The organism is Pseudomonas sp. 18173 (assembly GCF_050432945.1).
GTDB lineage: Bacteria > Pseudomonadota > Gammaproteobacteria > Pseudomonadales > Pseudomonadaceae > Aquipseudomonas.
In genome coordinates this window covers 99,687-126,134 of sequence record NZ_JBKFTN010000003.1, presented here as the reverse complement: position 1 = coordinate 126,134, position 26,448 = coordinate 99,687, and the positions used below count along the sequence as shown (strand labels likewise).

Below are 26,448 nucleotides of genomic sequence, written 5' to 3'. Positions count from 1 at the left end.
GAGAGGTTGGCCTGAGAGAGGCTGTGTCTGTCAGGCCGCCTTCGCGGGCAAGCCCGCTCCCACAGGTTTTTGTGGTGTGGTTACGATTGCATGTACACCGCGAATCCTTGTGGGAGCGGGCTTGCCCGCGAAGAGGTCGGTTCAGCCACTAGAGAACTAGCCCGCCAACAACCACACGCCAGTCGCCGCCGAAGCTGCACCCGCCAGGCGTATCAAAGGCGCCGCCGCTTGCGGCAACACCCGCACCAGCACATAACCTGCTGCGTGCAACACCGCCGTCGCCGCGACGAAGCCTGTGGCGTAGGTCCAGGGACTCGACATCTCCGGCAACTCCAGACCATGGGCCACGCCGTGGAACAGCGCAAACAACGCCGTCGCAGCCACCGCCATGCCCAGCGGTGGACGTACCGCCAATGCCACGGCCAGGCCCAACGCGAACACCGACGCGGCAATCCCGCTCTCCAGTGCCGGCAGGTTCAGCCCTTCAAAGCCCAACAGTCCGCCGATCAGCAGGGTGCCCACGAATGTGCACGGCAGCGCCCAGCGCGCGGCACCTTTCTGCTGCGCCGCCCACAACCCCACCGCGAGCATCGCCAGCAGGTGATCGAGGCCACCAAGCGGATGGCTGATACCGGCGATCAGGCCGTTGTCGCCGTGCCCCGGGTGGGCGAAGGCGAGGGCCGGGGTCAGCAGCAGGGCCAGGGCAGGCAGAATGCGTTTGAGTGTCATGGATAAGCTTCCTTGTTGATAAGTCGTGATCAGGCCGCGGTCAGCAAACCCTGGCGTTCGATGAAGGCGATGATCTCTTCCAGGCCCAGGCCGGTTTTCTGATTGCTGAACACGAACGGCTTGCCGTTACGCATGCGCTGGGTGTCGCTGTTCATCATCTCCAGCGAGGCGCCGACCAGCGGCGCCAGGTCGATCTTGTTGATCACCAGCAGGTCGGATTTGCAGATCCCCGGTCCACCCTTGCGCGGCAGCTTGTCGCCGGCGGATACGTCGATCACGTAGATGGTCAGGTCGGACAGTTCCGGGCTGAAGGTCGCGGAGAGGTTGTCGCCACCGGATTCCACCAGGATCAGGTCCAGCCCCGGAAAGCGGCGATTGAGTTGATCCACGGCTTCGAGGTTGATCGAGGCGTCTTCGCGGATGGCCGTGTGCGGGCAGCCACCGGTTTCCACGCCAATGATGCGTTCCGGCGCCAGGGCTTCGTTGCGCACCAGAAAGTCGGCGTCTTCACGGGTGTAGATGTCATTGGTCACGACGGCCAGGTTGTAGCGCTCGCGCAGGGCCAGGCACAGGGCCAGGGTCAGGGCGGTTTTGCCAGAGCCGACCGGGCCGCCGATGCCGACACGCAGGGGTTGTGTATTCATGTGGTTCTCCAAAACAAGGGGCCCTAGGAACGGAACAGGCGGCTGTATTGGCGCTCATGGGCCATACACGCCAGGGACAGGCCGAAAGCGGCGCTGCCGTAATGATCGGGATCGATTTGACTGGCGTTCTGTTGAGCCTGTTGAAGCAACGGCAACAGTTCGCTGGTCAGGCGCTGGGCGGCTTGCTGACCCAATGGCAAGGTCTTCATCAGCACCGCCAATTGGTTTTCCAGCCAGCTCCACAGCCACGCGGCCAGGGCGTCCTGCGGTTTGATCTGCCAGGCGCGTGCGGCCAATGCCCAACCCAGGGCCAGATGTGGCTCGGTACGTTGTTCGAGAAAGGCGCGGGCGGGGGCGTCGAGTTCCGGCAAGCCGTTGAGCAATTGCTGCAACGAGTAGCCCATCTGCCGGCTTTCCTGATACAGCTCGCGGGTTTCGCGACTGGCGCGGTGTTCCTCGCAGCGTTGCAGCAATTGGCCCCAGTTGTCCTCACGGGCGGCCACGCAATGGGCGAGCAGCAACGGTGCTTCGAAGCGGGCCAGGTTCAGCAGCATCTGATCGCTGATCCAGCGTCGGGCGCTGTCGGAGTCGTGAACGCGGCCGTTATCCACCGCCATTTCCAGCCCCTGGGAGTAGCTGTAGCCGCCAATCGGCAATTGCGGACTGGCCAGACGCAGCAGTGCCCAGGCCGGATTCATGGGCGTACGCCGAACTGGTGCAGTTTCGGCGCGTAGTTGAAGTCTTCATCGCCGTGACGCGAATGATGGTGGCCACCGCCGTAGGCACCGTGTTCGGGCTGGAACGGCGCTTCGATGTTCGAGGCAATGGCGCCGAGTTGTTCGAGCATGGCCTTGAGCACGTAATCGTCGAGCAGGCGCAACCAGCCGTCGCCGACTTGCAGGGCGACATGGCGGTTGCCCAGGTGATAGGCCGCGCGGGTCAGTTCGAAGGCATTGGCGCAGGTAACGTGCAGCAATTGTTCGGGGCGGGCGCAGACACGCACGATGCGCCCGTCTTCGGCTTGCAGGCATTCGCCGTCAAGCAACGGCGGCTGGCCGCGCTCCAAAAACAGCCCGACGTCTTCGCCTTCGGCACTGAAACAACGCAAACGGCTTTTGCTGCGGGCTTCGAACGTCAGGTGCAGTTCGGCGGCCCAAACGGGTTGAGGGTCGATTCTGCGGTGAATCACCAGCATCGGAAGGCTTCCAGCAATGAACAATGCTCAGGCTAGAGCAAGGGGCTTGCCAATCGACGTAGTGCGTAGGAAATGCCTGACGGGGGCGTAGGACTGGCGTTTAAGCGAGAAGGTTTCCGGCTGAAATTGGTGCGAGATTTTTTAAGGCGCACCAAGTTAAGGCGTGCAGGTTTATTCGGTGCTGCCTAGCCCTTGCCAATGTTTTAGCCCGATAAAGATAAAACGTAGTTGTTGGGTGATTTTCGCTTGGGGTGTCAGGTGCTCGGGCAAGGCCTCGGCTGGCGGATCGATGATGTCTGGCAGAGTGGCGAACACGCTTTTGACGATCAGATCCGCCATGACGCTCAGGTCGGCGATGTCCAGATGCTGCAGTTTTGGCATCAGTGACAAATCCGCCGCCAGGTCCGAGCTGATGTCTTCGCGCAAACGGCCGATGGCCTTGCGTACCGGTAGCGAACCGCCGTATTGCTCGCGGGCGAGAAACAGGAACTGCGAACGGTTGGCACTGACCACGTCGAGAAAGATTCGCACCGAGGCATCGATGATGCCGCCCATCACGAATTCGTTGTGGCGTACCAGGCGAATGGTTTCGCGGAATGTCTGGCCGACTTCGCTGACCAGCACCAGGCCCAGTTCATCCATATCGGCAAAATGGCGATAGAAACCGGTCGGTACGATACCGGCGGTTTTCGCGACTTCACGCAGGCTCAGGCTGCCGAACCCTCGGCCGCCATCCATCAAGCGGCGGGCAGCGTCCATCAGGGCGTTACGGGTCTGTTGTTTCTGTTCGGCGCGGGGCAGCATCGCAAGGGTGTTTTCTGGACAGGGACGCGGCGCACTCTAGCAAATCGGCTTTACCGGCGTCGAACGACTGTAGGGGGATCCAGCGGGGAAGTGCGGCATCTATCAAGCGGACCGCTGAAAAGTCAAAAGCCCAATCCGGGGATTGGGCTTCTTTTCAGGGCGGCCATGGGGCTTAGGCCTGGGCGCTGTTGCGTTCGATCACACGGTCACCACCGCCTTCGGCGAGGGTTTGGCCTTGTGGAGTGCGATCCGAACCGCCTTCAGCGAGGGTTTGACCTTGTGGAGTGCGCTCGGAACCGTCAGCAGCCAGGGTTTGACCTTGTGGGGTGCGATCGGAGCCATCCGCGGCAAGGGTCTGGCCTTGTGGTGTACGTTCCGAACCGTCTGCGGCAAGGGTCTGGCCTTGTGGGGTGCGATCGGAACCATCGGCAGCCAGGGTTTGGCCTTGTGGAGTACGGTCCGAGCCATCCTGAGTGATCAGGCCTTTTTCTTTCAGGCGATCATTACCGCCTTCGGCAAGGGTCTGGCCTTGGGGAGTGCGTTCAGAGCCATCGGCGGCGACGGTCTGGCTGAACACCGAGTGGTTCTGTTTCACTTGTGGCGTAGCCTGGTCAGCAGCTGGCAGGGCGAAGGCGGTGCTGGCCAGCATCGAGAGGGAAAGGCTGAGCAGTAGTTGGCGTTTCATGATTGTTGTGCTCCTTGGGGGGGGCGAAAAAGTGGGTACGAGAGCAATGCTACTCTCGATAAGTCGATATGAAAGTTCATAAACGCAATGGTAATAATCAACGGAATTGATTGTTTGCTGCAGAGGCTCTAGGCCGGGCGTTTCCGGCAAGTCGTTTTGCACCGATGTGGGTATTTTCGACTCACCTGCGACAGGCAAAAGTGCGGGGTCGGTAACGCCTGTTGACTGATTGGTCATTAGTTGACTGGGTGAAATCGGTTTATCGATTAAACCTGCCGGGTTTTTATCAGTCGTAGTTTCATGGCGAGCCGCTTGCGGCTCACCGTTTCACATGTGCGTCGCAGTCGGGGCGCCCGGTCGTATCAGGAGCCCTGTGCAATGACGCGCACTCAAAAGACGTTGATCTGGACCCTTTCCACTTTTCTTACCTTGTTGGCAGTGCTGGTGCTGATCATCGTGTTCTTCGACTGGAACCGGATCAAAGCGCCACTCAACGCGAAAATTTCCGAAGAACTGCACCGGGCTTTTGCGATCAACGGCAATCTGTCGGTGGTCTGGCAGGCCGAACCCGATGAAAGCGGCTGGCGTGCCTGGGTGCCGTGGCCCCATGTGGTGGCCGAGGACCTCAGCCTGGGCAATCCGGACTGGTCAAAGCAACCGCAGATGGTCTCCCTCAAGCGGGTAGAACTGCGAATTTCACCCCTGGCATTGCTGGCGCAGCGGGTGGTGATCCCGCGTATCGATCTCACCGAGCCGAATGCCCACCTGCAGCGCCTGGCTGACGGGCGTGCCAACTGGACGTTCAAATTCGACCCCAAGGACCCGAATGCCGAGCCTTCCAGCTGGGGAGTGGATATCGGCGCGATCGGCTTTGACAAGGGCCATGTCATCCTCGACGACCAGAGCCTGAAGACCCAACTCGACGTGCTGATCGATCCATTGGGCAAACCGGTTCCGTTCAGCGATATCGTCGGCGAAAAAGCGGCGAAAACCGCACAGGAAAAGGGTTCGTCGCCCCAGGATTATGCATTCGCCCTCAAGGTCAGCGGCCAGTACCATGACCAGAAACTCGCGGGCCAGGGCAAGATCGGCGGGCTGTTGGCGTTGCAGGACGCGGCACGGCCGTTTCCGCTTCAGGCGCAGGTGAAGATCGCCGATTCCAGCGTTGAACTGGCCGGCACCCTGACCGATCCGATGAATCTCGGCGCCCTGGACCTGCGCCTGAAACTGGCCGGCACCAGCCTGGGCAACCTCTATGCACTGACTGGCGTGATCCTGCCGGATACATCCGCGTATGCCACCGACGGCCACTTGATCGCCAGATTGCACGAGCCGGGTGGCGCGGTGTTCCGCTATGAAGAGTTCAACGGCAAGATCGGCGAAAGTGACATCCATGGCAGCCTGACTTACGCAGCGAGCCAACCACGGCCAAAACTCAGCGGCTCACTGTTGTCCAATCAATTGCTGTTCGCCGACCTGGCGCCGTTGATTGGTGCCGACTCCAACGCCGAACAGAAGGCCCGTGGCGGTGACAGCAAACAACCGGCGGACAAGGTTCTGCCGGTCGAAGAGTTCAAGACCGATCGCTGGCGCGATATGGACGCTGATGTCGAATTCACCGGCAAGCGCATCGTGCACAGCGAAAAGCTGCCATTCAATGACCTCTATACCCATCTGGTCCTTACCGATGGCGTGCTCAGTCTCGAGCCGCTGCGCTTCGGCGTGGCCGGCGGCAAGCTGGATGCGCAGATTCGCCTGAACGGCCACGCCGAGCCGCTGGAAGGCCAGGCAAAACTGACCGCGCGAGGGTTCAAGCTCAAGCAGTTGTTCCCCGGCTTTGAGCCGATGAAAACCAGTTTTGGCGAACTCAACGGCGATGCCGATATCAGCGGGCGCGGCAATTCGGTGGCCAAGCTGCTGGGCAGCGCCAATGGCAACCTGAAAATGCTGATCAATGATGGCGCCATCAGTCGCGAGCTCATGGAACTGGCGGGCCTGAACGTCGGCAACTACGTGGTTGGCAAGATCTTTGGCGACAAGGAAGTGAAGATCAACTGCGCGGCCGCCGACTTCGGTATCCAGTCCGGCCTGGCCAGTACCCGTTTGTTTGTGTTCGACACCGAGAACGCCATCATCTACATCGACGGTACCGCCAACATGACAACCGAACAACTGGACCTGACTATCTCCCCGGAGTCCAAGGGCTGGCGCCTGCTTTCATTGCGCTCGCCGCTGTATGTGCGCGGCAAGTTCATCAAGCCCGATGCCGGGGTCAAGGCCGTACCGTTGATGCTGCGCGGCGCCGGGATGGTCGCGCTGGGCGTGATCGCCGCTCCGGCGGCAGGGTTGCTGGCGCTGGTGGCGCCGAGTGGGGGCGAACCGAATCAATGCGCGCCGTTGCTCGAGCAGATGAAGGCGGGCAAGGCGCCGAAAAGCGTCAAAAACTGAGGGTGGCGGGTGAGCAGTGTTCAAGCGCCCCGATTCCGGGGACGCTTGAACGTCTTGCGAGGCTTGATCTTTCAATTCAAGTCGATGGGCGCACGGATCTGCAGTAGCTTTGTTTCAATGTTGCGCCCCAGTTTCTTCAGGATGTCATCTCTTACCTGATTGTAATGGCGCCCATCCAGTAAACTGCACAACAGCCAGCTGTTGGTCTGGCGGTCGTCGATGGCGCTCAATACAGGCTGGTCGAGAATATCGATTGCAAGCCCGTGGGTTGTTTCGAACGCCACTTGCAGGGTTACCACGGTTTTATCGTTGCGAATGATCGTCAGCAATGCAGCCGTTGAAACTGCAGTATTGGTGCTGGATTTGTTCACGGTAGCGTTTCTTTGAAGTTTCTCGACGATGCCCCCTATCTCCGGTGAGTCAGACTGGAGATTTGCCAGTCGAGCCAATTCGTTGGCGAGCGCTTTCCGTTCATCTTTTGGTAAGGCACTCCCTGCGCATTGTTCAACGAGACTCAACAGACTGCTGTTTTCAAAGTCAAGGCGCTGGTTTCCTCGACTATTAGCAGTCCAGCCGATTTTTTGAACGGTATCGGTATAAAATTGCCAGAAAACTTCACGGTTACTGCTTTTTTGTGCGGCCACCAGGTCGCCCAGCAGGCTGGACGACAAAATATCTTTTTTAAAGCTGTCAGTGTGCAGCCCGCAAAAAATTGTGATATTGCCATTGACCAACCAAGTGTCGATTGTTGTCTTTTTCATGTGTTGTCCTACGCTAGTTAGTGCACAGGAAGTTTTTGAAGTGGCAAGTTATTGCCGATTTGACCGTGTCAGTGGCTGTTAGAAGTCAGGTAGGTCAACAATGAATTTCTTGCCGCTGTTGCTGAACTTATTGTACAGATCGCCGCGCAGGCCGGAAAAGACTCTGGTGTCCAGGTAAGTGCGAACAGCACCGGTTTTTATCGTGGTGGACTGCCGGGTCGACTTCCAGAACAGAATGCCGCGGGTGCTCTCCCTTGCATCCAGGGAGATGCAGTTGAGGACCATGTTCGGTTGCCCGCCGTTATCAAGCCAAACGGGTGCGATATCGAATTTTGCCTGAGTGCCCAGCTTAGTGTTGCGTTCAAAAATCTGAATGGCGCCGGGATTTTTCTGCACCGTCTCAACGGCCTTTTTCGCAACATTGGCCAGCACTTGAGCGGCATTGCCGCCAATCAATCCTGCGGTCACTTCCAGGGCCACCTGATCCATCGTCAGGCCAACTCGCTTGATCGTGACTTCCTGGATGTTCCTGTTTTGAGTCACCCAACCCAGTCTGCTCAGACCATCAACATAGTAGCGATACCATTCGAAAAGTTGTGCTTCTTCGGGGAAGAATTTAGTGGCCGCGTTTTGCATAACCAGTTTGCACAAATTGATATCGTCGATGATGTCTTGCGAAACGCCGGGCAGAAAGGCATCGATAGTGTCAGGCATGACACTGGCGGTTGGTTTGTTGGTGTCGTGCACAGGCTTTTCGGATAATTCATCCGGTGAAAATAACGAGCGCTGCGTGATGACTGGAAAGGCTGGCAGGGAATCAATGAATTCGAGTCGTTGTTCAAGTAGCATGAAAGTAGTCCTTTACTTGTTTGTTGGGGCAGCTGGTTGGCTGTGGTTGTTAGAATAAGTTGGCTATTTTTAATAGTCTAGTTGGGGTTTGTAACTTTGGGTTTTAGTTGTATTTATTATTTTTATTTACGGTGGGTTTAATGCGGGTGCAACATTGAGTTGTATTAAAGCTTGTATGTGTTTGAGCTGTTATCGTTCTTTGATCAACGCAACGCATGCCCGGCCAACAATGCCTCGTCCCGCAGCCACGCAAAAAACGCCCGAACCGGCGGATGACGTTCGCGCCCTGGCACACACAAAGCGCTGTATCCGGCGCCATCGACCTGAACCTCTCCCCGGTACGGCAACAACAGACCACTGCCCACGCTTTCCGACACCAGGATATTGCTTGCCAACACCAGACCTTGCCCGGCAATCGCCGCTTGCAGGGCGTAATGCTCTTCGTCGTATTCACGAACGGCGGGCTGGCCGCTCAGCCAGGTTTCGCCGGAGCGAGCGCACCAGGCCTCCCAGCCGTGGGCATAAAGTTTGGAGTTGTGCCAGCGCACGCTGATCAGCGTCGGGGTACGACTGGCTGCCAGGCTTACCTGTTCGGGTGAACCGTATACACCGAAGGATTCATCGAACAGGCACTGGCCATACAGGTTGGGGTAATCGTCGAGGCTGTAGCGCAGAACCAGATCGACACTGGCGTCCTGATGCAGGTCGATGACTTCGCAATGGGTATCGAGGCGCACATTGATGTTCGGGTGCCGGGCGTAAAAGCGTCCCAGCCGTGGCACCAGCCATAGCGCAGCGAAGGCGGCGGTGGTGGAGACCGTCAGGTTGGCGCTGCTGCGTTGCGGGCGCAGGGTGTCGACACTTTGCGCCACTTCGAGGAAAGCCCCGTGCAGGCTCTGGAACAGCCGTTCGCCGCATTCGGTCAGGCGCACCTGGCGCGGCAGGCGCTCGAACAACGGCACGCCGAGCCAACTCTCCAGGGAGCGGATCTGATGGGACACCGCCGTCGGGGTGACCGACAGTTCTTCGGCGGCAGCCTTGAAGCTCAACAGGCGTGAGGCGGATTCGAAGGCACGCAGGGCGGTCAAGGGCAGCGAGGCGAACATGTATAGCTCCACAGGTGAAATAAATTCATCCAGACTGATTTTTGCTCATTTGAAGCGGCGCAGCTGACAGCTTCAAGCTGCAATCCACAAGCCGTTTTAGTTTAGTCCTTGAGGAGATTCAGATGAGTAGAATTCTTGCCGTTCATGCCAGTCCCCGTGGTGATCGCTCTCACTCGCGCCGTTTGGCCGAAGTGTTTCTGACGGCCTGGCAGGCCCGTCATCCACACTCACAGTTGACCCGGCGCGAGGTCGGTCGGGCGCTGATACCGCCGGTCAACGAGGCATTCGTGGCCGCCGCGTTTTACCCGGAACCTGACACTCGACCACTGTCGATGCAGGCCGACCTGGCGTTCAGCGACGAGTTGGTCGGCGAACTGCTGGGCCACGATGTGTTGCTGATTTCCACGCCGATGCACAACTTCAGTGTGCCCAGTGGTCTCAAGGCCTGGATCGATCAGATCGTGCGCGTCGGGCTGACCTTCGATCACACCCTGGACAATGGCGTGGCCCAGTACCAACCGTTGGTGCAGGGTAAAAAAGCGCTGATCATCACCAGCCGTGGCGGCTTCGGTTTTGGCCCGGGTGGCGAGCTGGAAGCCATGAACCATGCCGACACGCTATTGCGCACGGTGCTCGGATTCATCGGCATCACGGACGTCACCGTGGTGGCTGCCGAGGGTGAAGAGTCCGCCGAGCGCACCTTTGAAATCTCCGCCGCCGAGGCTGAGCGGCGCTTGTTGGCGCTGGCCGGGGAGTTCTAGATGGCCTGGCTGTTTCTGCTGATCGCCGCCGGGTTCGAAGTCACCTTCGCCATGGGCATGAAGTACGCCGAGGGCTTCACCCGGCTCTGGCCCTCGCTGATCACTGTGGCCGCCGCCGTGGGCGGGATCTACTTCCTGACCCTGGCCATGCGCGAATTGCCGGTGAGCATTGCATACCCGATCTGGACCGCCATCGGTTCGCTGGGCACGGTGTTTCTCGGTTTCGCGCTGCTGGGTGAAAGCCTGACCGCGATCAAACTGGTCTCGGTCGGGCTGATCGTGGCGGGCGTGGCGGGGTTGAAGTAGGGTGGATGACATAGACTTGTCGTCGAGTTGTCATCTTCGCTGGCGATGCTTGGCGGATGTCTTGCACCCCGCCTTGCGTCACCCCCCGATCACAAGGATGTCCACCCATGTCGCAAGGTTCTGCCCCGCGCTACCCGTTGGTGTTGGTACCCGGAATGCTCGGGTTCATCCGCCTGGTGTTTTATCCGTACTGGTACGGCATCGTCGAGGCGTTGCGCCGTGGTGGTGCGGTGGTGTTCGCGGTGCAGGTCTCGCCACTCAACTCGAACGAGGTTCGCGGTGAACAGTTGCTGGCGCGTATCGACGAAATCCTGCGGGAAACCGGTGCCGGCAAGGTCAACCTGATCGGCCATAGCCAGGGCTCGCTGACCGCCCGTTATGCGGCGGCCAAACGTCCGGACCTGATCGCTTCGGTGACCTCGGTGGCGGGGCCGAATCACGGTTCGGAACTCGCCGATTACCTGCACGAGCATAATCCCCATGACAGTGTACGTGGCCGACTGCTGTGCTTTTTGCTGCGGATTATCAGCACGCTGATGGGGTGGCTGGATACCGGTTACCGCGGGCCGAGGCTGCCGGTGGATATCCATGCGTCCCACCACTCCCTCACCACCGCTGGCGTCGCGCTGTTCAACCAGTGTTATCCACAAGGGCTGCCCGACATCTGGGGCGGTCAAGGGCCGGAAGAGGTCAACGGCGTGCGTTATTACTCCTGGTCCGGCACCTTGCAACCGGGCATTACCGATCGCGGGCGCAACCTGCTGGATGGCACCAACCGCAGTTGCCGGTTATTCGCCAAAACCTTCGTCCGCGAAGCCGGGCATTGCGACGGCATGGTCGGGCGCTACAGCTCGCACCTGGGGACGGTGATTGGCGATGAATATCCACTGGATCACTTCGATATCGTCAACCAGTCACTGGGGCTGGTGGGCAAGGGGGCCGAGCCGATCCGGTTGTTTGTCGAGCATGCGGCGCGGCTCAACGCGGTAGGGCTGTAGACCGCGTTATCGTTCATCGCGGGCAAGCCACGCTCCCACAGGTTTCCGGTTGCTCACAGATTTCAGATTCGACACAAAACCTGTGGGAGCGTGGCTTGCCCGCGAAGGCGCCGGATCAGGCAACGCAGGCCTTACGACCCAACACCGTCGTCCAGCGCTCGGAAACAATCACCCCGCCCAAGGTCAACACCCCGCCCACCAGGTGATACATCGCCAGTTGTTCATGCAGCACTACCGCCGCAATCAATGCGGTAATCAACGGCAGCAAGTTGAAAAACTGCGTGGTCCGGCTCGGACCCAGACGCACCACGGCCTGCATCCAGGCCAGTGGCGCGACCATCGAAGCGAGCAGGCAGGCGTACAGCACCAGCGGGATGTTCTGCAGGGTCGGGCCGACTTTCGGTGAGGCGAGGAACAGCGGAAACAGCACCACCACGGCTACCAGCACCTGCAAATACAGGAGCACCAGCGGCGGCAGTTTCAGCTGCCATTTTTTCAGCAGGGTGCTGTAGACCGCATAGGCCAGGGTGGCAATCAGCATCATCGCGTCGCCCAGGTTGACCCCGTGTTCCAGCAATGCGCCAAGGCTGCCGGACGACACCACCACCAGGACTCCGGTGAATGACAGCACTGCACCGGCCAGGGCCCCCATGGTCAGGCGCTGGCCGAGGCTGATGATTGCCATGGCGAGCGACATCAGCGGCATCAGCGACAGGATGATGCCCATGTTGGTGGCCGAGGTCAGGCTCGCGGCGAAGTACGCCAGGCTTTGATAGACCGCCATGCCGAGAACACCGAGGACAAGGATCTTGCCCAGGTTCGGGCGGATCAGCGGCCAATGGGCGAGCACCGGCTTGAGCATGAAAGGCGTGAACAGCAACCCGGCCAGCAGCCAGCGGTAGAAACCGATCTCGGCGGGGAAGATCGCCCCGGCCGACATTTTGGTGATCACGGTGTTGCCGGCCCAGATAAAAATGGCCAGCAGGGGATAAGCGTATTGCATCGGGAAAAACCAGAACGTTAATGAGGGGCAATTATCCGCTTGTCTGGATACAAGCCTATACTTCGAAACAGACAACCCGCCCCTGATGACGGACAGCATGAGCAGTAAACACATCGACCTGCTGGATTTCAGCGAACTGCCGTCGGCGGTGTACTTCCGTTACGCCGATTTCGACGCCCACGAATACGCCGCCCCCCATCGACATCCCTGGGGGACGCTGGAATATGCAGCCCACGGCGTGCTGCACATGGACGTCGAGGGCAGCCGCTTCATGTCGCCACCGCAATACGCGGTATGGGTACCGCCGCAGATCGAGCACAGTTTCTATAGCCACCAACCGGTCAACTACCGCGCCGTGTGCCTGGCACCCAAGGTGTGCACCGATCTGCCGTCGCGAGCCTGCACTCTGGCCATCAGCGACATCCTCAAGGCGATCCTCAAGGACTTCGCTGCCCGGGACGTGAAAATTCCCGAACAGGCTGCCGATCAGCGCCTGGCCCAGGTGTTGGTGGATCAGCTGCAACAAGCTCCGGTGCATGAGTGTTACCTGCCTTACGCCAGCAGTCCCGGTTTGCTGGGCATCCTGGAAGCGTTGCAGGCCGAGCCTGGGGATAACCGGCCGCTGTCGGAATGGGCCGCACGCATCCATGTCAGCGAGCGCACGCTGGCAAGGCAGTTCATGCGGGAACTGGGCATGAGTTTCGGCGAGTGGCGCCAGCGCCTGCGCTTTCTGGCGGCGATCGAAGCGCTGGAGAACCCGCGAAGCATTCAAGAGATCGCCTTCGACATGGGCTACAGCACCGGCTCGGCATTTATCGCGATGTTCCAGCGCCAGGCCGGGTGCACGCCGGAGCAGTATCGACGCAGCCATCTGCAGAACAGGAAGGTGTAACAGGGGTTGTCTACACTCCAGTACAAGGCCGCATCCCTCGATGCGGCGACAAGGAGAAAACTCCATGAAGATATTGCGTGTCCCTTTGCTGATGATCGGTTTGCTGCTCTGTTCCCAGGGTTTCGCGGCCACGGCCCAACAGAACAAAATGACTACCTGCAACGCCGACGCCACGGCCAAAAGCCTCAAGGGCGACGAGCGCAAAGCCTACATGAGCACCTGCCTGAAGGCCGCGCCGGCGGCAAACGATGCCGGTAAAGCCCTGACGCCACAGCAAGAGAAAATGAAGACCTGCAATGCCGACGCCGCCACCAAAGCCCTCAAGGGTGACGAGCGCAAGGCGTTCATGAGTGATTGCCTGAAAAAGAAATGATCATAGGCCCGGGATAGGTGACAGTATCGAGGACGCTATCGCGAGCAGGCTCGCTCCCACATTCGATCGATGTCGATCGGTCCACTGTAGGTGCGAGTCTGCTCGCGAAGAGGGCAGCAAGTTCGCAGAAAAACCTGATTTGCCTCCCCGACCAAGGTCGCCCCACACAATCCCTAGTGCTCGCACCGGATCGCTGGCAGACTGCCAATCCTTTTCATGCCGTACGTTTTTGAGGCTGTATGCCAACGTTTTCTCAACGCCAAGTTTTGCTGGTCATCAGCTGGGTCATCATTTTTGGCGGGCTGCTGCTGGTCCTGCCGCTGCGACTGCTGCCCAGCCTGCTCGCCGGGTTGCTGGTGTTCGAACTGGTCAACATGCTCACCCCGCAACTGCAACGACTGATTGAAGGCCGACGCGCGCGTTGGCTGGCGGTGGCGTTGCTGGGGACTCTGATTGTCAGCGTACTGTCGCTGATCTTTGCCGGTGCCATCAGTTTTCTGCTGCATGAAGCGGAAAACCCCGGCGCTTCCCTCGACAAGTTCATGGGGGTGGTCGACCGCGCACGCGGGCAACTGCCGCCGTTCATCGACGCCTATCTGCCGGCCAGTGCCGCCGAGTTTCGCGTGGCGATTGGCGAATGGGTCAGCAAGCACCTCAGCGATTTGCAACTGGTGGGCAAGGACGCGGCGCACATGTTCGTGACCTTGCTGATCGGCATGGTGCTGGGGGCGATCATTGCCTTGCAGCGTGTGCCGGACCTGACCAAACGCAAGCCGCTGGCTGCGGCGCTGTTCGATCGCCTGCACCTGCTGGTCCAGGCATTTCGCAACATCGTGTTCGCCCAGATCAAGATTTCCCTGCTCAATACCTTCTTCACCGGGATTTTCCTCGCGGTGATCCTGCCACTGTTCGGCATCAAGCTGCCGCTGACCAAAACCCTGATCGTGCTGACGTTCCTGCTCGGCCTGCTGCCGGTGATCGGCAACCTGATGTCCAACACCCTGATCACCATCGTCGGTCTGTCGCTGTCGATCTGGGTCGCCGTGGCGGCGTTGGGTTACCTGATTTTTATCCACAAACTCGAATACTTCCTCAACGCGCGCATCGTCGGCGGGCAGATCAGTGCCAAGTCGTGGGAGTTGCTGCTGGCGATGCTGGTGTTCGAGGCCGCGTTCGGTCTGCCGGGGGTGGTGGCGGGGCCGATCTATTACGCGTATCTGAAGAGTGAGTTGAAGCAGGTGGGGATGGTTTGATCCGCTGGATCTTCATTGCCTGATCTGGCGCCTTCGCGAGCAAGCCCGCTCCCACATTTGAGCGTATTCCATCTGAAGGAACTCGGTTGAATGTGGGAGCGGGCTTGCTCGCGAAGGGCGCGCCAAAGATTTTGGATCAGTCCATGGAACCGTAGCGTTTTGCCGCCTCGATCGCCAGACCGCTACCGATACTGCCAAAGATATTCCCTTCCACATGCCGCGCCTTCGGCAGCATCGCCGAGACGCTGTTGCGCAGCGCCGGGATACCGCTCGAACCGCCGGTGAAGAACACCGTATCGACCTGGTCGACCCGCACGTCGGCGTTTGCCAGCAGTTGGGTGACGCTGTTGCGCACCCGCTCCAGCAGGCTATCGATGGCCGACTCGAACAGTGCACGGCTCAAGTCCACGCTCAGACCCGCTTCGATACGGTCCAGAGGCACATGGCGGTTGTCGGCGTGGGTCAGCTGGATCTTGGTTTCTTCCACTTCCATCGCCAGCCAGTGCCCGGCACGCTGCTCGATCAGCTTGAACAGGCGATCGATGCCACCGGTGTCCTCGATGTCGTAGCGCATGCTGCCCAGGGCCAGCTGGGACTTCTGCGAGTACACCGAGTTGATCGTGTGCCAGGTCGCCAGGTTCATGTGGTGGCTGGTGGGCATGTAGGCGCCGCTCTTCATCCGGCTGCCGTAGCCGAACAGGGGCATCAGGCCAGCCAGCGAAAGTTGCTTGTCGAAGTCGGTTCCGCCGATGTGCACGCCGCCGGTGGCGAGGATGTCGTCCTGGCGGTTATCCACAGCGCGACGCTGCGGCGACAGACGCACCAGGGAGAAGTCGGACGTACCACCGCCGATGTCGACGATCAGCACCAACTCTTCCTTCTCGATGGTCGACTCGTAGTCGAATGCCGCGGCAATCGGTTCGAACTGGAACGAGACTTCCTTGAAGCCGATCTTGCGCGCCACTTCGACCAGAGTGTCTTCGGCTTCCTTGTCGGCCATCGGGTCATCATCGACAAAAAACACCGGCCGACCCAGCACCACTTCTTCGAACTCGCGACCGGCGGCCGCTTCGGCACGGCTCTTGAGCTGGCCGATGAACAGCCCGAGCAGGTCCTTGAACGGCATCGCCGTGCCCAGGACGCTGGTGTCGTGCTTGATCAGCTTGGAACCCAGCAGGCTCTTGAGCGAGCGCATCAGGCGGCCTTCGTAGCCTTCCAGGTACTCGTGCAGCGCCAGCCGGCCGTACACCGGGCGGCGTTCTTCGATATTGAAGAAGACCACTGACGGCAGGGTGATCTTGTCGTCCTCCAGCGCGATCAGCGTTTCCATGCCGGGGCGCAGCCAGCCGACGGTGGAGTTGGACGTGCCAAAGTCGATACCCACGGCACGGGCTGGAGATGCGTTGTTCATGTCTTTCAGGTTCCGGTTAAAAAACGGCCGCGCAGTGTATGCCAGAGCGCGCCAGATTCGAAGGCCGGTTATCTGCTAATTCTTCGCAAACAATGCCTTGAAAGATGGGGCATCCCCCCCAAACTACCCTGCATCAACCGGACAGCCGCGGGAGTGCTCGCAAGAAGCCCCGCCTGCTGCCGATAAACTTCTGCTGTGCCACCCGGTCACAATGTTGAGATCGGTCAGACCAATGGCTGCAAACAAGCGCATGCTGTGGCCTGTGGCGCGATTTTGATAACGGATGGTGATTCCCGCGATGGACTTCAAAGACTATTACAAGATTCTCGGTGTGGAACCGACCGCAGACGATAAGGCGATCAAGGCCGCCTATCGCAAGCTGGCGCGCAAATACCACCCCGACGTCAGCAAGGAAAAGGATGCCGAGGCCAAGTTCAAGGACGCTTCGGAAGCCTATGAAGCACTGAAAAGCGCCGACAAACGCGCCGAATACGATGATTTGCGCCGCTACGGCCAGCACGGCCAGCCGTTCCAGGGGCCTCCGGGCTGGCAGAGTCGTGGCGGTTTCGGTGGCGGCGGCCAGGACACGGGCGATTTCTCGGACTTTTTCAGTTCGATCTTCGGCAACCGTGGGCCAGGCTTTGGTGGTGGACAGTCACGTCGCAGCACCGGACGTCGAGGGCAGGACGTGGAAATGGAACTTGGGGTTTTTCTCGAAGAAACGCTGTCGACCGAGTCGAAGAAGGTCACTTTCCAGGTGCCGCAGTACAACGCGGCCGGCCAGCATGTGAGCAACACCAGCAAAAGCCTGAACGTGAAGATCCCCGCCGGCGTGAGCGACGGCGAACGTATTCGCCTCAAGGGGCAGGGCGCGCCGGGTGTGGGTGGCGGGGCCAATGGCGACCTGTACCTGACGATCCGTTTTGCGCCGCACCCCAAATTCGACGTTGAAGGCGAGAACCTGATCATCACCTTGCCACTGGCGCCGTGGGAGCTGGCGCTGGGTGCCGAAGTCGCCGTGCCGACCCTGACCGGCAAGATCAATCTCAAGGTGCCGGCCGGCAGCCAGAATGGCCAGCGCATGCGTGCGAAGGGGCATGGCCTGATGAACAAGGCCGGTGAGCGCGGTTACCTGTTCGTACAGCTGAAGGCCGTGATGCCTAAGAAATCCGATGATGACATCAAGGCCCTGTGGCAGGAGCTGGCGAAAAAAGCCGCGTTCGACCCGCGAGAGCATTTTTGATCCCTTGGAACCAAGGAGACACTGACAATGAGCAGTCCCCTGAACGTTCAACTGGACATGGCAGAATTCTGTGAGGCGACCGAGCTGTCGGACGTCTACGTGATCGAAATCGTCGAACACGGCATCCTCGAACCTCAGGGTGCTCAGCCCAAGGACTGGGTTTTCAACGACTACGAGCTGACCCTGGCCAAGCGCGCCGCCAAGCTGCGGCGCGACCTTGACCTGGAATGGGAAGGCGTCGCCCTGGCGCTGGACCTGCTCGAAGAAGTCCGGCAACTGCGGGCGGAAAACCGCATGCTCAAGCAGCGATTGGGGCGGCTGGTGGTGGAGTGATGTTTTCCGGTCGGCTGGCATGGCCCTTTCGCGAGCAGGCTCGCTCCCACAGTTGATCGTATTTCACCTGTGGGAGCGGGCTTGCTCGCGAAGAACGATAACGCGGTCGCCCGGTATTACACCTTCCTGGGCAACACCACGGTAAACAAAGTGCCTTCGGTTTCGCTGGAGGTGACTTCAATCGTGCCCTGATGGGCGTTTACCACTTCCTTGACGATAAACAGGCCCAGTCCAAGGCTGGTAGAAGGCTGGCCCAATTCTTCGTCGGCGCTGCGCACCAGCGGATCGAAAATCGTGCCGATGGCATCGTCGGGAATGGGGGGGCCGTAGTTGTGAACGGTCAGGCGAACTGTTTCCGGCTCGCCTGTCAGGGTCACGCTCACGTCGTGTTTGTTCGAGCCGTGTTGCAGTGCGTTGCCGATCAGGTTTTGCAGTAATTGCTGGAGTCGACCGGCATCCCAGACGCCGCGGGTATCGCCCTCGGTTTCAAGGGACGGATCGCATGCAGGATTGCCGGCGCAGGCCTCGGCGATGGCTGCGTGTACCGCATCGGCCAGGTCCATGGGCGCCGGATCGATTGGCAGGCTCTTGCCCAGGCGACTGCGCACCAGCTCCAGCAAATCGCTGACCATCATCGCCATATGCCGGGTGCCGCGCTGGATGTGGGTCGCACAGGTCAGGGCATCGCCCTCGAGTGTGGTTTTGCGCAGGAGCATTTCGACGGACATGCTCACCGCTTGCAGAGGCGCGCGCAGGTCATGACCGAGGATCGCCAGAAAGATGTCCCGCGAGCGGTTGACCTGCTCGGCATAAGCCGCGGTGGATTCGGCCAGGGCTTCGTCGATGGCTTCATTGAAGCGGATCATGTCCTGGAAATAGGCCATATCGGGAGATTCAAGGCTGTTGACCCACAGGCGGATCACACACGCGCGCAGGTGACGGAATTCGCTGGTCATCTGCACCAGGTCGAAGCCCACCGTGTACCGCAGCTCGCCGTGGCTTGAACCGGCCTGGTCCAGGCTTGGCGTTATTTCCGGGCCTTCGCCACGGGCCTTGGCTGCCTGTTCAGTGGGGGTCTGGGGCTTGCTCATGTCCCGCGCCGCTGCCAGCAGGATCGATTTCGCGTGGTCGCGCAGGGCGACGCAGTCCATGAATTCGGCGGCCGGGGTGATGGTTTTGGCGAACTGCTCCCACTCATCGACGATGCGATCAACGCGCTGCACGATGAATTCGGAAAGGCGCATGTCAGGTCCCCTGAACATTGGCTGGAAAACAGCCAGAAGCATATTAGCGCCTTTCACGAAAAAGACGAGCGCGCGCCTGGTGCCATGAGCGGGAGCCTGCAGGGTGGTACTTATATATTGAAACAGTCCTGATTTTCGAACTGTGCGGTGCTTTAAAGGGTGTCGGCTCAACAGTTATTTGGTCTTTTATTCAAGGCTGCATTGAATAAGCTGTTGGCTCTTATCCTGTCATCAAGGTAATTGAAAGTGGCTGAATTGCATGGAAGCAATACGCTGGGAACTTCTGGAAGTCTGCGCACGGAAAACAAGGGCGTTCATTACAGTCGTGTGTTGGGTGTTGTACCGAGCGCTGTTAAAGATGCATCGATATCGAGGCTCAGAACCCTGGAAGGTTTACAGCCGCAGATACCCGAGTGGTACAGCGCCGCGCGGCACATTGACCGCCAGTACCTGAAAGAGTTGATTAACGAACGATGGCGTTTGCAAGGCATTCTGGACAAGACCCTGGGTAACTTGCAGCACGACATCAATGCATTTGCCGCACCCTTGATAAAAACCGCGCTGCGGACGAACTTCAAGGCCGATGTGAACATCAATGAGTTCACTGTGCAGCTTGATGTGCCGATCACTATCATTTTTGGAATCGATACAGGTGGCAGTCGCGTGCGGCGTTCCACGCTGCTCGAAGCTGCATTGCATAACTTCGAGGAATCGGAAACCACAGAAGGCGCATGGCGAAACACGGCCGGCATCTACCGCAAGGACCAATACGGCGGCCTTGCGCTCGACCCGACGATCACGTTGCCGGGGTTTGCGTCGCTATGTCGGAGCCTGGACATCGGCGGGCAGTACCAGCAACACCTCAAGTCAATTCTCTTGCCCGAAAGCGCCGTGGCGCGGCAGACCTTGCAGCAAGGTGCAGTCGCCAGTGAGAAAGCGGCCTTTGAAGTGGCGGCACTGATCGCAAGATTGAAGGGCGACATCAGCGATCACGCATACGGCAAGCTTCGCCAGGTGGCTGAAGGCCGTCCGGGAGTCACCCTGTATCAGCGCCCCTTACGACCTCATCGCTTGTCGCTGATGGGATTCAGGATGACCGGCATCGTGCTGTTCAGTGCGGTCAGCGAGCCGTCGCTGATCAAGCAGACCATCGATGCGTTGACCCCTGACGAGCTGAAATTCTGGACGGAGTGGTCGCACCGAATCCCTGTATTACCCAACCAGGCGTACGAGCAATACAAGCTGTTGCAGGCATTCTTTGCCAATGGTCCCCAGGGCGTGACCGATGAGTTGGCTCGCAAGGAAGATATCTACCATCAGAGCCGATTGTCCGGCCCGTTGATTGCCTATATTCCGGATGATCCAGAGCATCCCTTGAAGGAGTATTCGTCGCTGACCGAGTTTATGAAGACGCTGATCGGTCAGTTGCTGAGTACGGATTACCAGGCCTTTTTCAGCCGGTTCGTGGCACAAAAGGACAAGGGAGGTTTTTTTGCCCGCGCCAACGAACGCTTCAAGACTTTCACCTGGCATCAACGCGAACCGCTGGATATGGGGCCATGGTGGCGTGAAACCGCGGTCGAGAACCCGAATGCCGAACCTGTCACCAATGCGATCGATGGTGATCTGTGGGTAACGCTGTTCATCGAACGTCGCAACAAGGTCATCGCCGACGCCAGGGTCATTGCGGTGCCCACCGGCGATGAGGATGCGGCAGCCCGCTTCAAACGCCTGACCAGTTACCTGGAGATTGGCTGGAACATCTTCAATTTCACCGCAATGCTGGTGCCCGGTCTGGGCGAGGCCATGCTCGGCGTCATGGTCGCGCAAATGCTTGCAGAGGTGACGGAGGGCATCGAGGACTGGAGCAAGGGCGATAAAGAGGAGGCCGGTAGATACTTCAATGACGTGTTGATCAATTTTGCACAGTTGGCGGCCATGGGCGCGGGGCATGTACTGCCCGGCGGCGCTCCAACAGCGATCAAGCCTTCGTCATTCGTCGAGAGTCTCAAGCCTGTGGAGGTCGCCGGTAAGGAGCGGTTGTGGAACCCGGACCTGCGCCCCTACGAACAGCCCTTCGCCATACCGCAACATGCAGAGGCAAGTGATATCGGTTTATACCGGCATCAGAACCTGGACCTGCTGCGCCTCGACGACAAATGCTATTCAGTGAAACAAGACCCGGCCACCGGACGGCATCGCCTTCAGCACTCGAGCCGTGCACAGGCTTACCAGCCGTTGCTGGAGCACAACGGTGCCGGAGGCTGGAAAACCGAACTCGATCAACCGCTTGAATGGGACCAGACTAAATTGCTCAGACGATTGGGGTCTTCTGTGGATGCCGTCCCCGATGAATCCCTCAAACAGATTCTGACCGTCAGCGGCGTGCGCGAGGATATGTTGCGCAGGCTGCATGTCGAACATGAAACCCCGCCCGCCATCCTGGCTGACACCCTTGAGCGCTTCAAGGCGCATGCCGATGCCGAGGCGTGCGCCGAACATATTCTGGCAGGGCGTGTCAGTGGTGAATGGGCCGACCTGGTTCCGCGGTTCATGACCGAGTTGCAGGGTTGGCCGGACAATAAAGCGATCGAGATCTTCGAGGGGCCGGGATCGACAGGTGCCTCGATCAAGGAGGGCTATGCCGATGCCTTGCCCGACGATACGTTGACGTTGACCCGACAGGACGTGATCGCCGGCAGGTTAGCGCAGAGCGTTGTCGGCTTTCTCGACGAGAAGGCGCTAAGAGACATGTTTGGCCAATTTATCGGGCCTGGACAAGCGCGTATCGACACCATGCGAGAACTGCTGGCTGCGCAGGCGAAAAAATCGCGAGGCCGTCTGTTCGATAAGCTGTATTCGGCTCAAGAGCGTTCGCAGGATCCTGCGGTGCTCCTGCTCAAAAGTGACTATCCCGAGCTCTCGACCAGCATGGCCGAAGAACTGCTGCGGCACGCCGAGCCTGAAGATATGCGGCACTTGAGCGAGAAAAAGCGCCTGCCCCTGACCCTGGCAAAACAGGCCCGGCAAGCACAACAGCAAGTACGCCTGGCTCGCGCCTATGAGGGGCTCTACCTCGATGCACTGTACAACGCCGACACGGCGCGTTTGGCTTTTCACTCGCTGGAAGCCTTGCCGGGATGGCCGAAGGATCTGCGCCTGGAGATTCGGGAGCATTCCTTCGACGGTCCGTTGAGCGACAGTATCGGACCGGTCGATGCGCCAATCCGCAAGGTGCTGATCGCCGGTGAGCAGGGCAAGTACGAGGCACGGGACGCACTCGATCAACACTTGCACGGCGCAGACAACTTGTTTGCGGCGGTGTTGCATGCGCTACCAGATAGCCAGCGCGTGGCCTTGGGCTTCGAAATCCATGAATCCGCAAGGCTTGAAAGGCTGGTGCGAGCGCGACCATTGGCGCGCAGCAAGCTAGAGCCGATGTTGCTGGCAAACCCCATTCGCAAACCGGCGTACGACCCGGCGGTCATGCGTCTTCGCGGGGGCATGCCAGGGTATGCGCGACTGTCGCCTGAGCGGGAACTGTTGCAGCGCCGCACGACATCGCTCTATCCAGGCTTGAACGACGAGCAGGTCGAAACGCTGCTGGAGCGATTCGAACAGAATGGCGGATCCGCGACACAACGACTGACAGCCCTGGAAACCGAATTCAACCGCTTCAACGCAACCATGCAACGCTGGATGAACGCGCCAACCGAGTTTTTTCGTTTCAGCCCGGCAGGCGTGGCAGAGTGGAACTCGCGCAATGAGATCTATAAGGCGCTCAGGCAATGCTGGCAGAGAACCGGACCCCGAGGGGTGGAGGTGCCGGGCATCATTGCGCCTCAAGCGCTGGTGCTCGATGGCATGCCCTTGGGGCGCCATCTGGCGACAATGCCGAGGCTGGAGGCCAATTTCGATCACGTCACCGACCTGAGCCTGCGCAATGCCGGTATCGGTCCGGGCGAGGAGCATTTCCTGCAGCCATTTCGCCAGGTACGTCAACTGAACCTGGAAGGCAATCGCTTGACCCGGTTACCGCAGGGAATAGGCGATATGCGCCATCTCACTCACCTCTTCCTCAACGACAACATGATTGAACTGGATGCGCTGGCGGTAGCGCGCCTGAGAAAGATGACTCAACTCAGATGGCTGGCGTTGCAAGGCAACCCGTTGAGGCTCGCCCCCGACATTAGCCAGATGCCGCATCTGCATGTAGTGCGACTCAACGGAACGGGGTTGAACAGTTGGCCGGTCGGCCTGTTTTCCCAGCCACGTCCGCGCAGTATTTTTCTGGATTTGCGCAGTAATCCGATCAGTCAAATACCTGAAGTCGCACCGGGTTCTTTCCGCGCCGAATTGCTGGCGCGCACATTCATCAGCCGCGAACCTCGATGGCTCTCCGAGGAAAACCTGAAGACACTGAAGCTGTATATCGAGTCGGTTGGCATGGACCCTGAGCGGCCGTATCCGCCGATGGGCACGTTGGACAGTTCCGAATGGGGAGAGGGGATTTCAGAGGCGCAGTGGCGGGCCAATCAACAGATCTGGAATGCGGTTGAAGATGAGTTTCACTCGGAGTCCTTTTTCAACGAAATCAACCGGCTCACCCAATCCGCCGACTTCAGGGCTGGTGGGATTTATCGGCAGGAACTGACCGCTAAAGTCTGGCGAATGCTGGAGGCGATGGCTGAGGACAGTGAGCTGAGAACGAAGCTCTTCAGCGAGGCTACTGCGCCCACGCAGTGTGTGGATGGCGGTACGCAGCTATTCAATGCCATGGGGGTCGAGGTTCTCGTTAAAGAAGCCTGCGACTTGATCCGCCCGGATCTGGTCGAGCCTCGACTGCTCGAACTGGCGCGGGGCAAATCCCGGCTCGATGAGCTGGGTGCTATCGCGCGCAAGCGAGTGGCTGAACGGTTGGCGGCGGGCGAGCGTTTCACACGACTCGACGCTCAAGGGAACGTCAGTGGCACCATCGACGAAGTCGAAGTTCACCTGGCGTACATGACGGAACTTGCCGAGCGTCTGGATTTGCCGTGGCAGGCACGGGGCATGCAATTTCGCAATATTGCCGGGGTGACAAAGGAAATGATCGAGGCGGCATTCCAGCGAATCACCGCCCTGGAGGAGGGCGACCTACTGTGCGCCAGGATCCTCGATCAACCGCTCTGGAGAAACTGGCTGGAGAGCGAGAACGTGGAAATCCTGAACTGGTTCCAACGTCGTATCGACGCCATTACAGACTTATACGATGCCTTGCAGAGACGGGCTGAAGGGACAGGCCTTTCAGTAACCCAGAAGGCTGAGCTGGAGGTGAAAATCAAGGCGCTGGCGGTAAAGGCCGGAAGATCGGAAAACGAATTCGCTCATGGCCGTGTCATGACCGAAGTGCAGTACACCCAAGCCTTGAATGAAATCGACACTCAAATGAAAGAACAGATGCGCATGCTCACCCAGTACGCGATAGATCGGGCGGGCCTGCAACGGGTGGATATCCCGTTCACGATTGATCCGAACTACTCGGTTTAGGTGCGCATGAAGCCTCGAGCCAAGGAAGTGAGCCTTGGCGTCGAGGCTTTTTCGCTTCGCAGCGGACAGGCTCAGAACAGGAAATACCGCTGGGCCATCGGCAAGGTTTGCGCCGGTTCGCACCACAGCAACACGCCGTCGGCCTTGACCTGATAGGTCTGCGGATCGACGTCGATGTTCGGCAGGTAGTCGTTGTGGATCAGGTCGGTTTTCTGCACATCGCGGCAGCCTTTGACCACGGCGATTTTCTTCTTCAAACCCAACGCCTCAGGCAAGCCTGCATCCTGCGCCGCCTGGCTGATGAAGGTCAGGCTGGTGGCGTGCAGCGAACCGCCGAAGCTGGCGAACATCGGGCGGTAATGCACCGGTTGCGGCGTCGGGATCGAGGCATTGGCGTCGCCCATCAGGCTGGCCGCGATGGCACCGCCCTTGAGAATCAGCGTCGGTTTCACGCCGAAGAACGCCGGGCGCCAGAGCACCAGGTCCGCCCATTTCCCCACTTCCACCGAACCCACTTCATGGCTGATGCCGTGGGTGATCGCCGGGTTGATGGTGTACTTGGCGATGTAGCGTTTGGCGCGGAAGTTGTCGTTGCCTTGACCATCGCCGGGTAGCGGCCCGCGTTGTTTTTTCATCTTGTCGGCGGTTTGCCAGGTGCGGGTGATGACTTCACCGACTCGCCCCATGGCCTGGCTATCGGAACTGATCATCGAGAACGCACCGAGGTCGTGGAGGATGTCTTCGGCGGCAATCGTCTCGCGGCGGATGCGGCTTTCGGCGAAGGCCACATCCTCGGCAATGCTCGGGTCAAGGTGATGGCAGACCATCAGCATGTCGAGGTGTTCATCGATGGTGTTGCGGGTGAACGGACGGGTCGGGTTGGTGGAGCTCGGCAGCACGTTGGCAAGCCCGCAGGCCTTGATGATGTCCGGCGCGTGACCGCCACCGGCACCTTCGGTGTGATAGGTGTGAATGGTGCGGCCCTTGAAGGCGGCAATGGTGGTCTCGACGAAACCGGATTCGTTGAGGGTGTCGGTGTGGATCGCCACCTGCACGTCGAACCGGTCGGCCACGCTCAGGCAGTTGTCGATACTCGCAGGCGTGGTGCCCCAGTCCTCATGCAACTTGAGGCCGATGGCGCCGGCCTTGACCTGTTCGATCAATGGTTCCGGCAGGCTGGCATTACCCTTGCCGGTCAGGCCGATGTTCATCGGGAACGCATCGGCGGCCTGGAGCATGCGCGCCAGGTGCCACGGCCCGGAGGTACAGGTGGTCGCATTGGTGCCGGTGGCCGGTCCGGTACCGCCACCGATCATGGTGGTGACGCCGCTCATCAATGCCTCTTCGATCTGCTGCGGGCAGATGAAGTGGATATGGGTATCGATGCCGCCGGCGGTGAGGATCATGCCTTCGCCAGCGATGACTTCGGTGCTGGCGCCAATGGCGATGTTGACGTTGGGCTGGATGTCCGGGTTGCCGGCCTTGCCGATCGCCGCGATGCGCCCGTCCTTGAGACCGACATCGGCCTTGACGATGCCCCAGTGATCGATGATCAGTGCGTTGGTGATCAGGGTGTCGACCACCTCGGCGGCCAGCAACTGGCTCTGACCCTGGCCGTCACGGATGACTTTACCGCCACCGAATTTCACTTCTTCGCCGTAGGTGGTGAAGTCCTGTTCCACTTCGATCCACAACCCGGTATCGGCCAGGCGCACCTTGTCGCCGACGGTGGGACCGAACATGTCGGCGTAGGCTTGACGGGAAATCTTCATTCGTTCGCCCTGGAATTCAATTGAGTTTGAGACTGTTCGCTTCGCTCACAGATTCGCGAGCAAGCCCGCTCCCACATTCGATCGCGTTCCCCTGTGGGAGCGGGCTTGC

General features: G+C 59.5%; 23 protein-coding genes. 10 read left to right on the top strand and 13 right to left on the bottom strand.

Features of this window, described 5'->3' with window-relative positions; genetic code table 11:
• Positions 1-156: 156 nt before the first annotated feature.
• The 6 genes from ACLD1X_RS04500 to ACLD1X_RS04475 all read right to left on the bottom strand — a co-directional run bounded on the left by ACLD1X_RS04500 (position 157) and on the right by ACLD1X_RS04475 (position 4,057).
• Positions 157-729, bottom strand: a complete 573-nt coding sequence (locus ACLD1X_RS04500; protein WP_429366306.1) for a HupE/UreJ family protein — start codon at positions 727-729, stop codon at positions 157-159.
• A gap of 29 nt (positions 730-758) precedes the next feature.
• Positions 759-1,373, bottom strand: a complete 615-nt coding sequence (gene ureG, locus ACLD1X_RS04495) for an urease accessory protein UreG (protein ID WP_046039876.1) — start codon at positions 1,371-1,373, stop codon at positions 759-761.
• A gap of 23 nt (positions 1,374-1,396) precedes the next feature.
• Positions 1,397-2,071: an urease accessory protein UreF gene (locus ACLD1X_RS04490; RefSeq protein WP_429366305.1), complete on the bottom strand. Its 675-nt coding sequence runs from the start codon at positions 2,069-2,071 to the stop codon at positions 1,397-1,399.
• Positions 2,068-2,568: an urease accessory protein UreE gene (gene ureE, locus ACLD1X_RS04485; RefSeq protein ID WP_429366304.1), complete on the bottom strand. Its 501-nt coding sequence runs from the start codon at positions 2,566-2,568 to the stop codon at positions 2,068-2,070. The genes ACLD1X_RS04490 and ureE overlap by 4 nt, the downstream gene beginning before the upstream one ends.
• A 171-nt stretch (positions 2,569-2,739) precedes the next feature.
• Positions 2,740-3,372, bottom strand: a complete 633-nt coding sequence (locus ACLD1X_RS04480) for a TetR family transcriptional regulator (RefSeq protein ID WP_007991209.1) — start codon at positions 3,370-3,372, stop codon at positions 2,740-2,742.
• A gap of 172 nt (positions 3,373-3,544) precedes the next feature.
• Entirely contained in the window at positions 3,545-4,057 is a 513-nt protein-coding gene (locus ACLD1X_RS04475) for a hypothetical protein (protein WP_429366303.1), read from the bottom strand.
• A gap of 378 nt (positions 4,058-4,435) precedes the next feature.
• Here ACLD1X_RS04475 and ACLD1X_RS04470 point away from each other — a divergent pair, with 378 nt between their 5' ends.
• A complete protein-coding gene (locus ACLD1X_RS04470; RefSeq protein WP_429366302.1) occupies positions 4,436-6,505 on the top strand; it encodes an AsmA family protein in 2,070 nt (689 codons plus the stop codon).
• Positions 6,506-6,576: 71 nt separating this feature from the next.
• Here the strand turns inward: ACLD1X_RS04470 and ACLD1X_RS04465 are convergent, their stop codons facing one another.
• The 3 genes from ACLD1X_RS04465 to ACLD1X_RS04455 form a co-directional block, all read right to left on the bottom strand.
• A complete protein-coding gene (locus ACLD1X_RS04465) occupies positions 6,577-7,266 on the bottom strand; it encodes a hypothetical protein (protein ID WP_429366301.1) in 690 nt (229 codons plus the stop codon).
• Between the two features lie 78 nt (positions 7,267-7,344).
• A complete protein-coding gene (locus tag ACLD1X_RS04460) occupies positions 7,345-8,115 on the bottom strand; it encodes a hypothetical protein (protein ID WP_429366300.1) in 771 nt (256 codons plus the stop codon).
• Between the two features lie 203 nt (positions 8,116-8,318).
• A complete protein-coding gene (locus ACLD1X_RS04455; protein ID WP_429366299.1) occupies positions 8,319-9,233 on the bottom strand; it encodes a LysR substrate-binding domain-containing protein in 915 nt (304 codons plus the stop codon).
• 110 nt (positions 9,234-9,343) lie between these two features.
• Between ACLD1X_RS04455 and ACLD1X_RS04450 the strand changes: the two genes are divergently transcribed.
• The 3 genes from ACLD1X_RS04450 to ACLD1X_RS04440 all read left to right on the top strand — a co-directional run bounded on the left by ACLD1X_RS04450 (position 9,344) and on the right by ACLD1X_RS04440 (position 11,286).
• Entirely contained in the window at positions 9,344-9,982 is a 639-nt protein-coding gene (locus ACLD1X_RS04450; protein WP_429366298.1) for an FMN-dependent NADH-azoreductase, read from the top strand.
• Entirely contained in the window at positions 9,983-10,288 is a 306-nt protein-coding gene (locus tag ACLD1X_RS04445) for a DMT family transporter (protein WP_429366297.1), read from the top strand.
• Between the two features lie 107 nt (positions 10,289-10,395).
• On the top strand, positions 10,396-11,286 hold the full coding sequence (locus ACLD1X_RS04440) for an alpha/beta fold hydrolase (protein ID WP_429366296.1): 891 nt from the start codon (positions 10,396-10,398) through the stop codon (positions 11,284-11,286).
• Positions 11,287-11,401: 115 nt separating this feature from the next.
• Here ACLD1X_RS04440 and ACLD1X_RS04435 read toward each other — a convergent pair whose 3' ends face one another.
• A complete protein-coding gene (locus ACLD1X_RS04435) occupies positions 11,402-12,289 on the bottom strand; it encodes a DMT family transporter (RefSeq protein ID WP_429366295.1) in 888 nt (295 codons plus the stop codon).
• Between the two features lie 97 nt (positions 12,290-12,386).
• On the opposite strand from ACLD1X_RS04435, the gene ACLD1X_RS04430 reads away from it, so the two are divergent.
• The 3 genes from ACLD1X_RS04430 (at position 12,387) to ACLD1X_RS04420 (ending at position 14,807) form a co-directional block, all read left to right on the top strand.
• The gene (locus ACLD1X_RS04430; RefSeq protein WP_429366294.1) at positions 12,387-13,181 is read left to right on the top strand and encodes an AraC family transcriptional regulator; all 795 of its coding nucleotides are present in this window, start codon (positions 12,387-12,389) and stop codon (positions 13,179-13,181) included.
• 64 nt (positions 13,182-13,245) lie between these two features.
• Positions 13,246-13,554 carry a PsiF family protein gene (locus ACLD1X_RS04425; protein ID WP_429366293.1) on the top strand — a complete coding sequence of 103 codons (309 nt, stop codon included), beginning with the start codon at positions 13,246-13,248 and terminating at the stop codon, positions 13,552-13,554.
• A 239-nt stretch (positions 13,555-13,793) separates the two neighbouring features.
• Positions 13,794-14,807 carry an AI-2E family transporter gene (locus ACLD1X_RS04420; RefSeq protein WP_008016836.1) on the top strand — a complete coding sequence of 338 codons (1,014 nt, stop codon included), beginning with the start codon at positions 13,794-13,796 and terminating at the stop codon, positions 14,805-14,807.
• 136 nt (positions 14,808-14,943) lie between these two features.
• Here ACLD1X_RS04420 and ACLD1X_RS04415 read toward each other — a convergent pair whose 3' ends face one another.
• Positions 14,944-16,218 carry an Hsp70 family protein gene (locus ACLD1X_RS04415; protein ID WP_429366292.1) on the bottom strand — a complete coding sequence of 425 codons (1,275 nt, stop codon included), beginning with the start codon at positions 16,216-16,218 and terminating at the stop codon, positions 14,944-14,946.
• A gap of 298 nt (positions 16,219-16,516) precedes the next feature.
• Between ACLD1X_RS04415 and ACLD1X_RS04410 the strand changes: the two genes are divergently transcribed.
• Together ACLD1X_RS04410 and ACLD1X_RS04405 are read left to right on the top strand one after the other, a co-directional pair.
• Positions 16,517-17,461 carry a DnaJ C-terminal domain-containing protein gene (locus tag ACLD1X_RS04410; protein WP_057397837.1) on the top strand — a complete coding sequence of 315 codons (945 nt, stop codon included), beginning with the start codon at positions 16,517-16,519 and terminating at the stop codon, positions 17,459-17,461.
• Between the two features lie 27 nt (positions 17,462-17,488).
• On the top strand, positions 17,489-17,794 hold the full coding sequence (locus ACLD1X_RS04405; RefSeq protein ID WP_429366291.1) for a chaperone modulator CbpM: 306 nt from the start codon (positions 17,489-17,491) through the stop codon (positions 17,792-17,794).
• Positions 17,795-17,910: 116 nt separating this feature from the next.
• On the opposite strand, the gene ACLD1X_RS04400 is transcribed toward ACLD1X_RS04405, so the two are convergent.
• The gene (locus ACLD1X_RS04400) at positions 17,911-19,038 is read right to left on the bottom strand and encodes a sensor histidine kinase (protein WP_429366290.1); all 1,128 of its coding nucleotides are present in this window, start codon (positions 19,036-19,038) and stop codon (positions 17,911-17,913) included.
• A gap of 246 nt (positions 19,039-19,284) precedes the next feature.
• Between ACLD1X_RS04400 and ACLD1X_RS04395 the strand changes: the two genes are divergently transcribed.
• Positions 19,285-24,567: a dermonecrotic toxin domain-containing protein gene (locus ACLD1X_RS04395; protein ID WP_429366289.1), complete on the top strand. Its 5,283-nt coding sequence runs from the start codon at positions 19,285-19,287 to the stop codon at positions 24,565-24,567.
• A 71-nt stretch (positions 24,568-24,638) separates the two neighbouring features.
• On the opposite strand, the gene ureC is transcribed toward ACLD1X_RS04395, so the two are convergent.
• On the bottom strand, positions 24,639-26,339 hold the full coding sequence (ureC, locus tag ACLD1X_RS04390) for an urease subunit alpha (protein ID WP_429366288.1): 1,701 nt from the start codon (positions 26,337-26,339) through the stop codon (positions 24,639-24,641).
• Positions 26,340-26,448 lie beyond the last annotated feature (109 nt).

Coding starts and splice junctions, on each gene's coding strand:
- ACLD1X_RS04470 (WP_429366302.1), top strand. CDS start 4,436: ATGACGCGCACTCAAAAGACGTTGATCTGGACCCTTTCCACTTTTCTT.
- ACLD1X_RS04460 (WP_429366300.1), bottom strand. CDS start 8,115: ATGCTACTTGAACAACGACTCGAATTCATTGATTCCCTGCCAGCCTTT.
- ACLD1X_RS04425 (WP_429366293.1), top strand. CDS start 13,246: ATGAAGATATTGCGTGTCCCTTTGCTGATGATCGGTTTGCTGCTCTGT.
- ACLD1X_RS04420 (WP_008016836.1), top strand. CDS start 13,794: ATGCCAACGTTTTCTCAACGCCAAGTTTTGCTGGTCATCAGCTGGGTC.
- ACLD1X_RS04480 (WP_007991209.1), bottom strand. CDS start 3,372: ATGCTGCCCCGCGCCGAACAGAAACAACAGACCCGTAACGCCCTGATG.
- ACLD1X_RS04440 (WP_429366296.1), top strand. CDS start 10,396: ATGTCGCAAGGTTCTGCCCCGCGCTACCCGTTGGTGTTGGTACCCGGA.
- ACLD1X_RS04445 (WP_429366297.1), top strand. CDS start 9,983: ATGGCCTGGCTGTTTCTGCTGATCGCCGCCGGGTTCGAAGTCACCTTC.
- ACLD1X_RS04430 (WP_429366294.1), top strand. CDS start 12,387: ATGAGCAGTAAACACATCGACCTGCTGGATTTCAGCGAACTGCCGTCG.
- ACLD1X_RS04450 (WP_429366298.1), top strand. CDS start 9,344: ATGAGTAGAATTCTTGCCGTTCATGCCAGTCCCCGTGGTGATCGCTCT.
- ACLD1X_RS04465 (WP_429366301.1), bottom strand. CDS start 7,266: ATGAAAAAGACAACAATCGACACTTGGTTGGTCAATGGCAATATCACA.
- ACLD1X_RS04500 (WP_429366306.1), bottom strand. CDS start 729: ATGACACTCAAACGCATTCTGCCTGCCCTGGCCCTGCTGCTGACCCCG.
- ACLD1X_RS04490 (WP_429366305.1), bottom strand. CDS start 2,071: ATGAATCCGGCCTGGGCACTGCTGCGTCTGGCCAGTCCGCAATTGCCG.
- ACLD1X_RS04405 (WP_429366291.1), top strand. CDS start 17,489: ATGAGCAGTCCCCTGAACGTTCAACTGGACATGGCAGAATTCTGTGAG.
- ACLD1X_RS04400 (WP_429366290.1), bottom strand. CDS start 19,038: ATGCGCCTTTCCGAATTCATCGTGCAGCGCGTTGATCGCATCGTCGAT.
- ACLD1X_RS04415 (WP_429366292.1), bottom strand. CDS start 16,218: ATGAACAACGCATCTCCAGCCCGTGCCGTGGGTATCGACTTTGGCACG.
- ACLD1X_RS04410 (WP_057397837.1), top strand. CDS start 16,517: ATGGACTTCAAAGACTATTACAAGATTCTCGGTGTGGAACCGACCGCA.
- ureE (WP_429366304.1), bottom strand. CDS start 2,568: ATGCTGGTGATTCACCGCAGAATCGACCCTCAACCCGTTTGGGCCGCC.
- ureG (WP_046039876.1), bottom strand. CDS start 1,373: ATGAATACACAACCCCTGCGTGTCGGCATCGGCGGCCCGGTCGGCTCT.
- ACLD1X_RS04435 (WP_429366295.1), bottom strand. CDS start 12,289: ATGCAATACGCTTATCCCCTGCTGGCCATTTTTATCTGGGCCGGCAAC.
- ureC (WP_429366288.1), bottom strand. CDS start 26,339: ATGAAGATTTCCCGTCAAGCCTACGCCGACATGTTCGGTCCCACCGTC.
- ACLD1X_RS04475 (WP_429366303.1), bottom strand. CDS start 4,057: ATGAAACGCCAACTACTGCTCAGCCTTTCCCTCTCGATGCTGGCCAGC.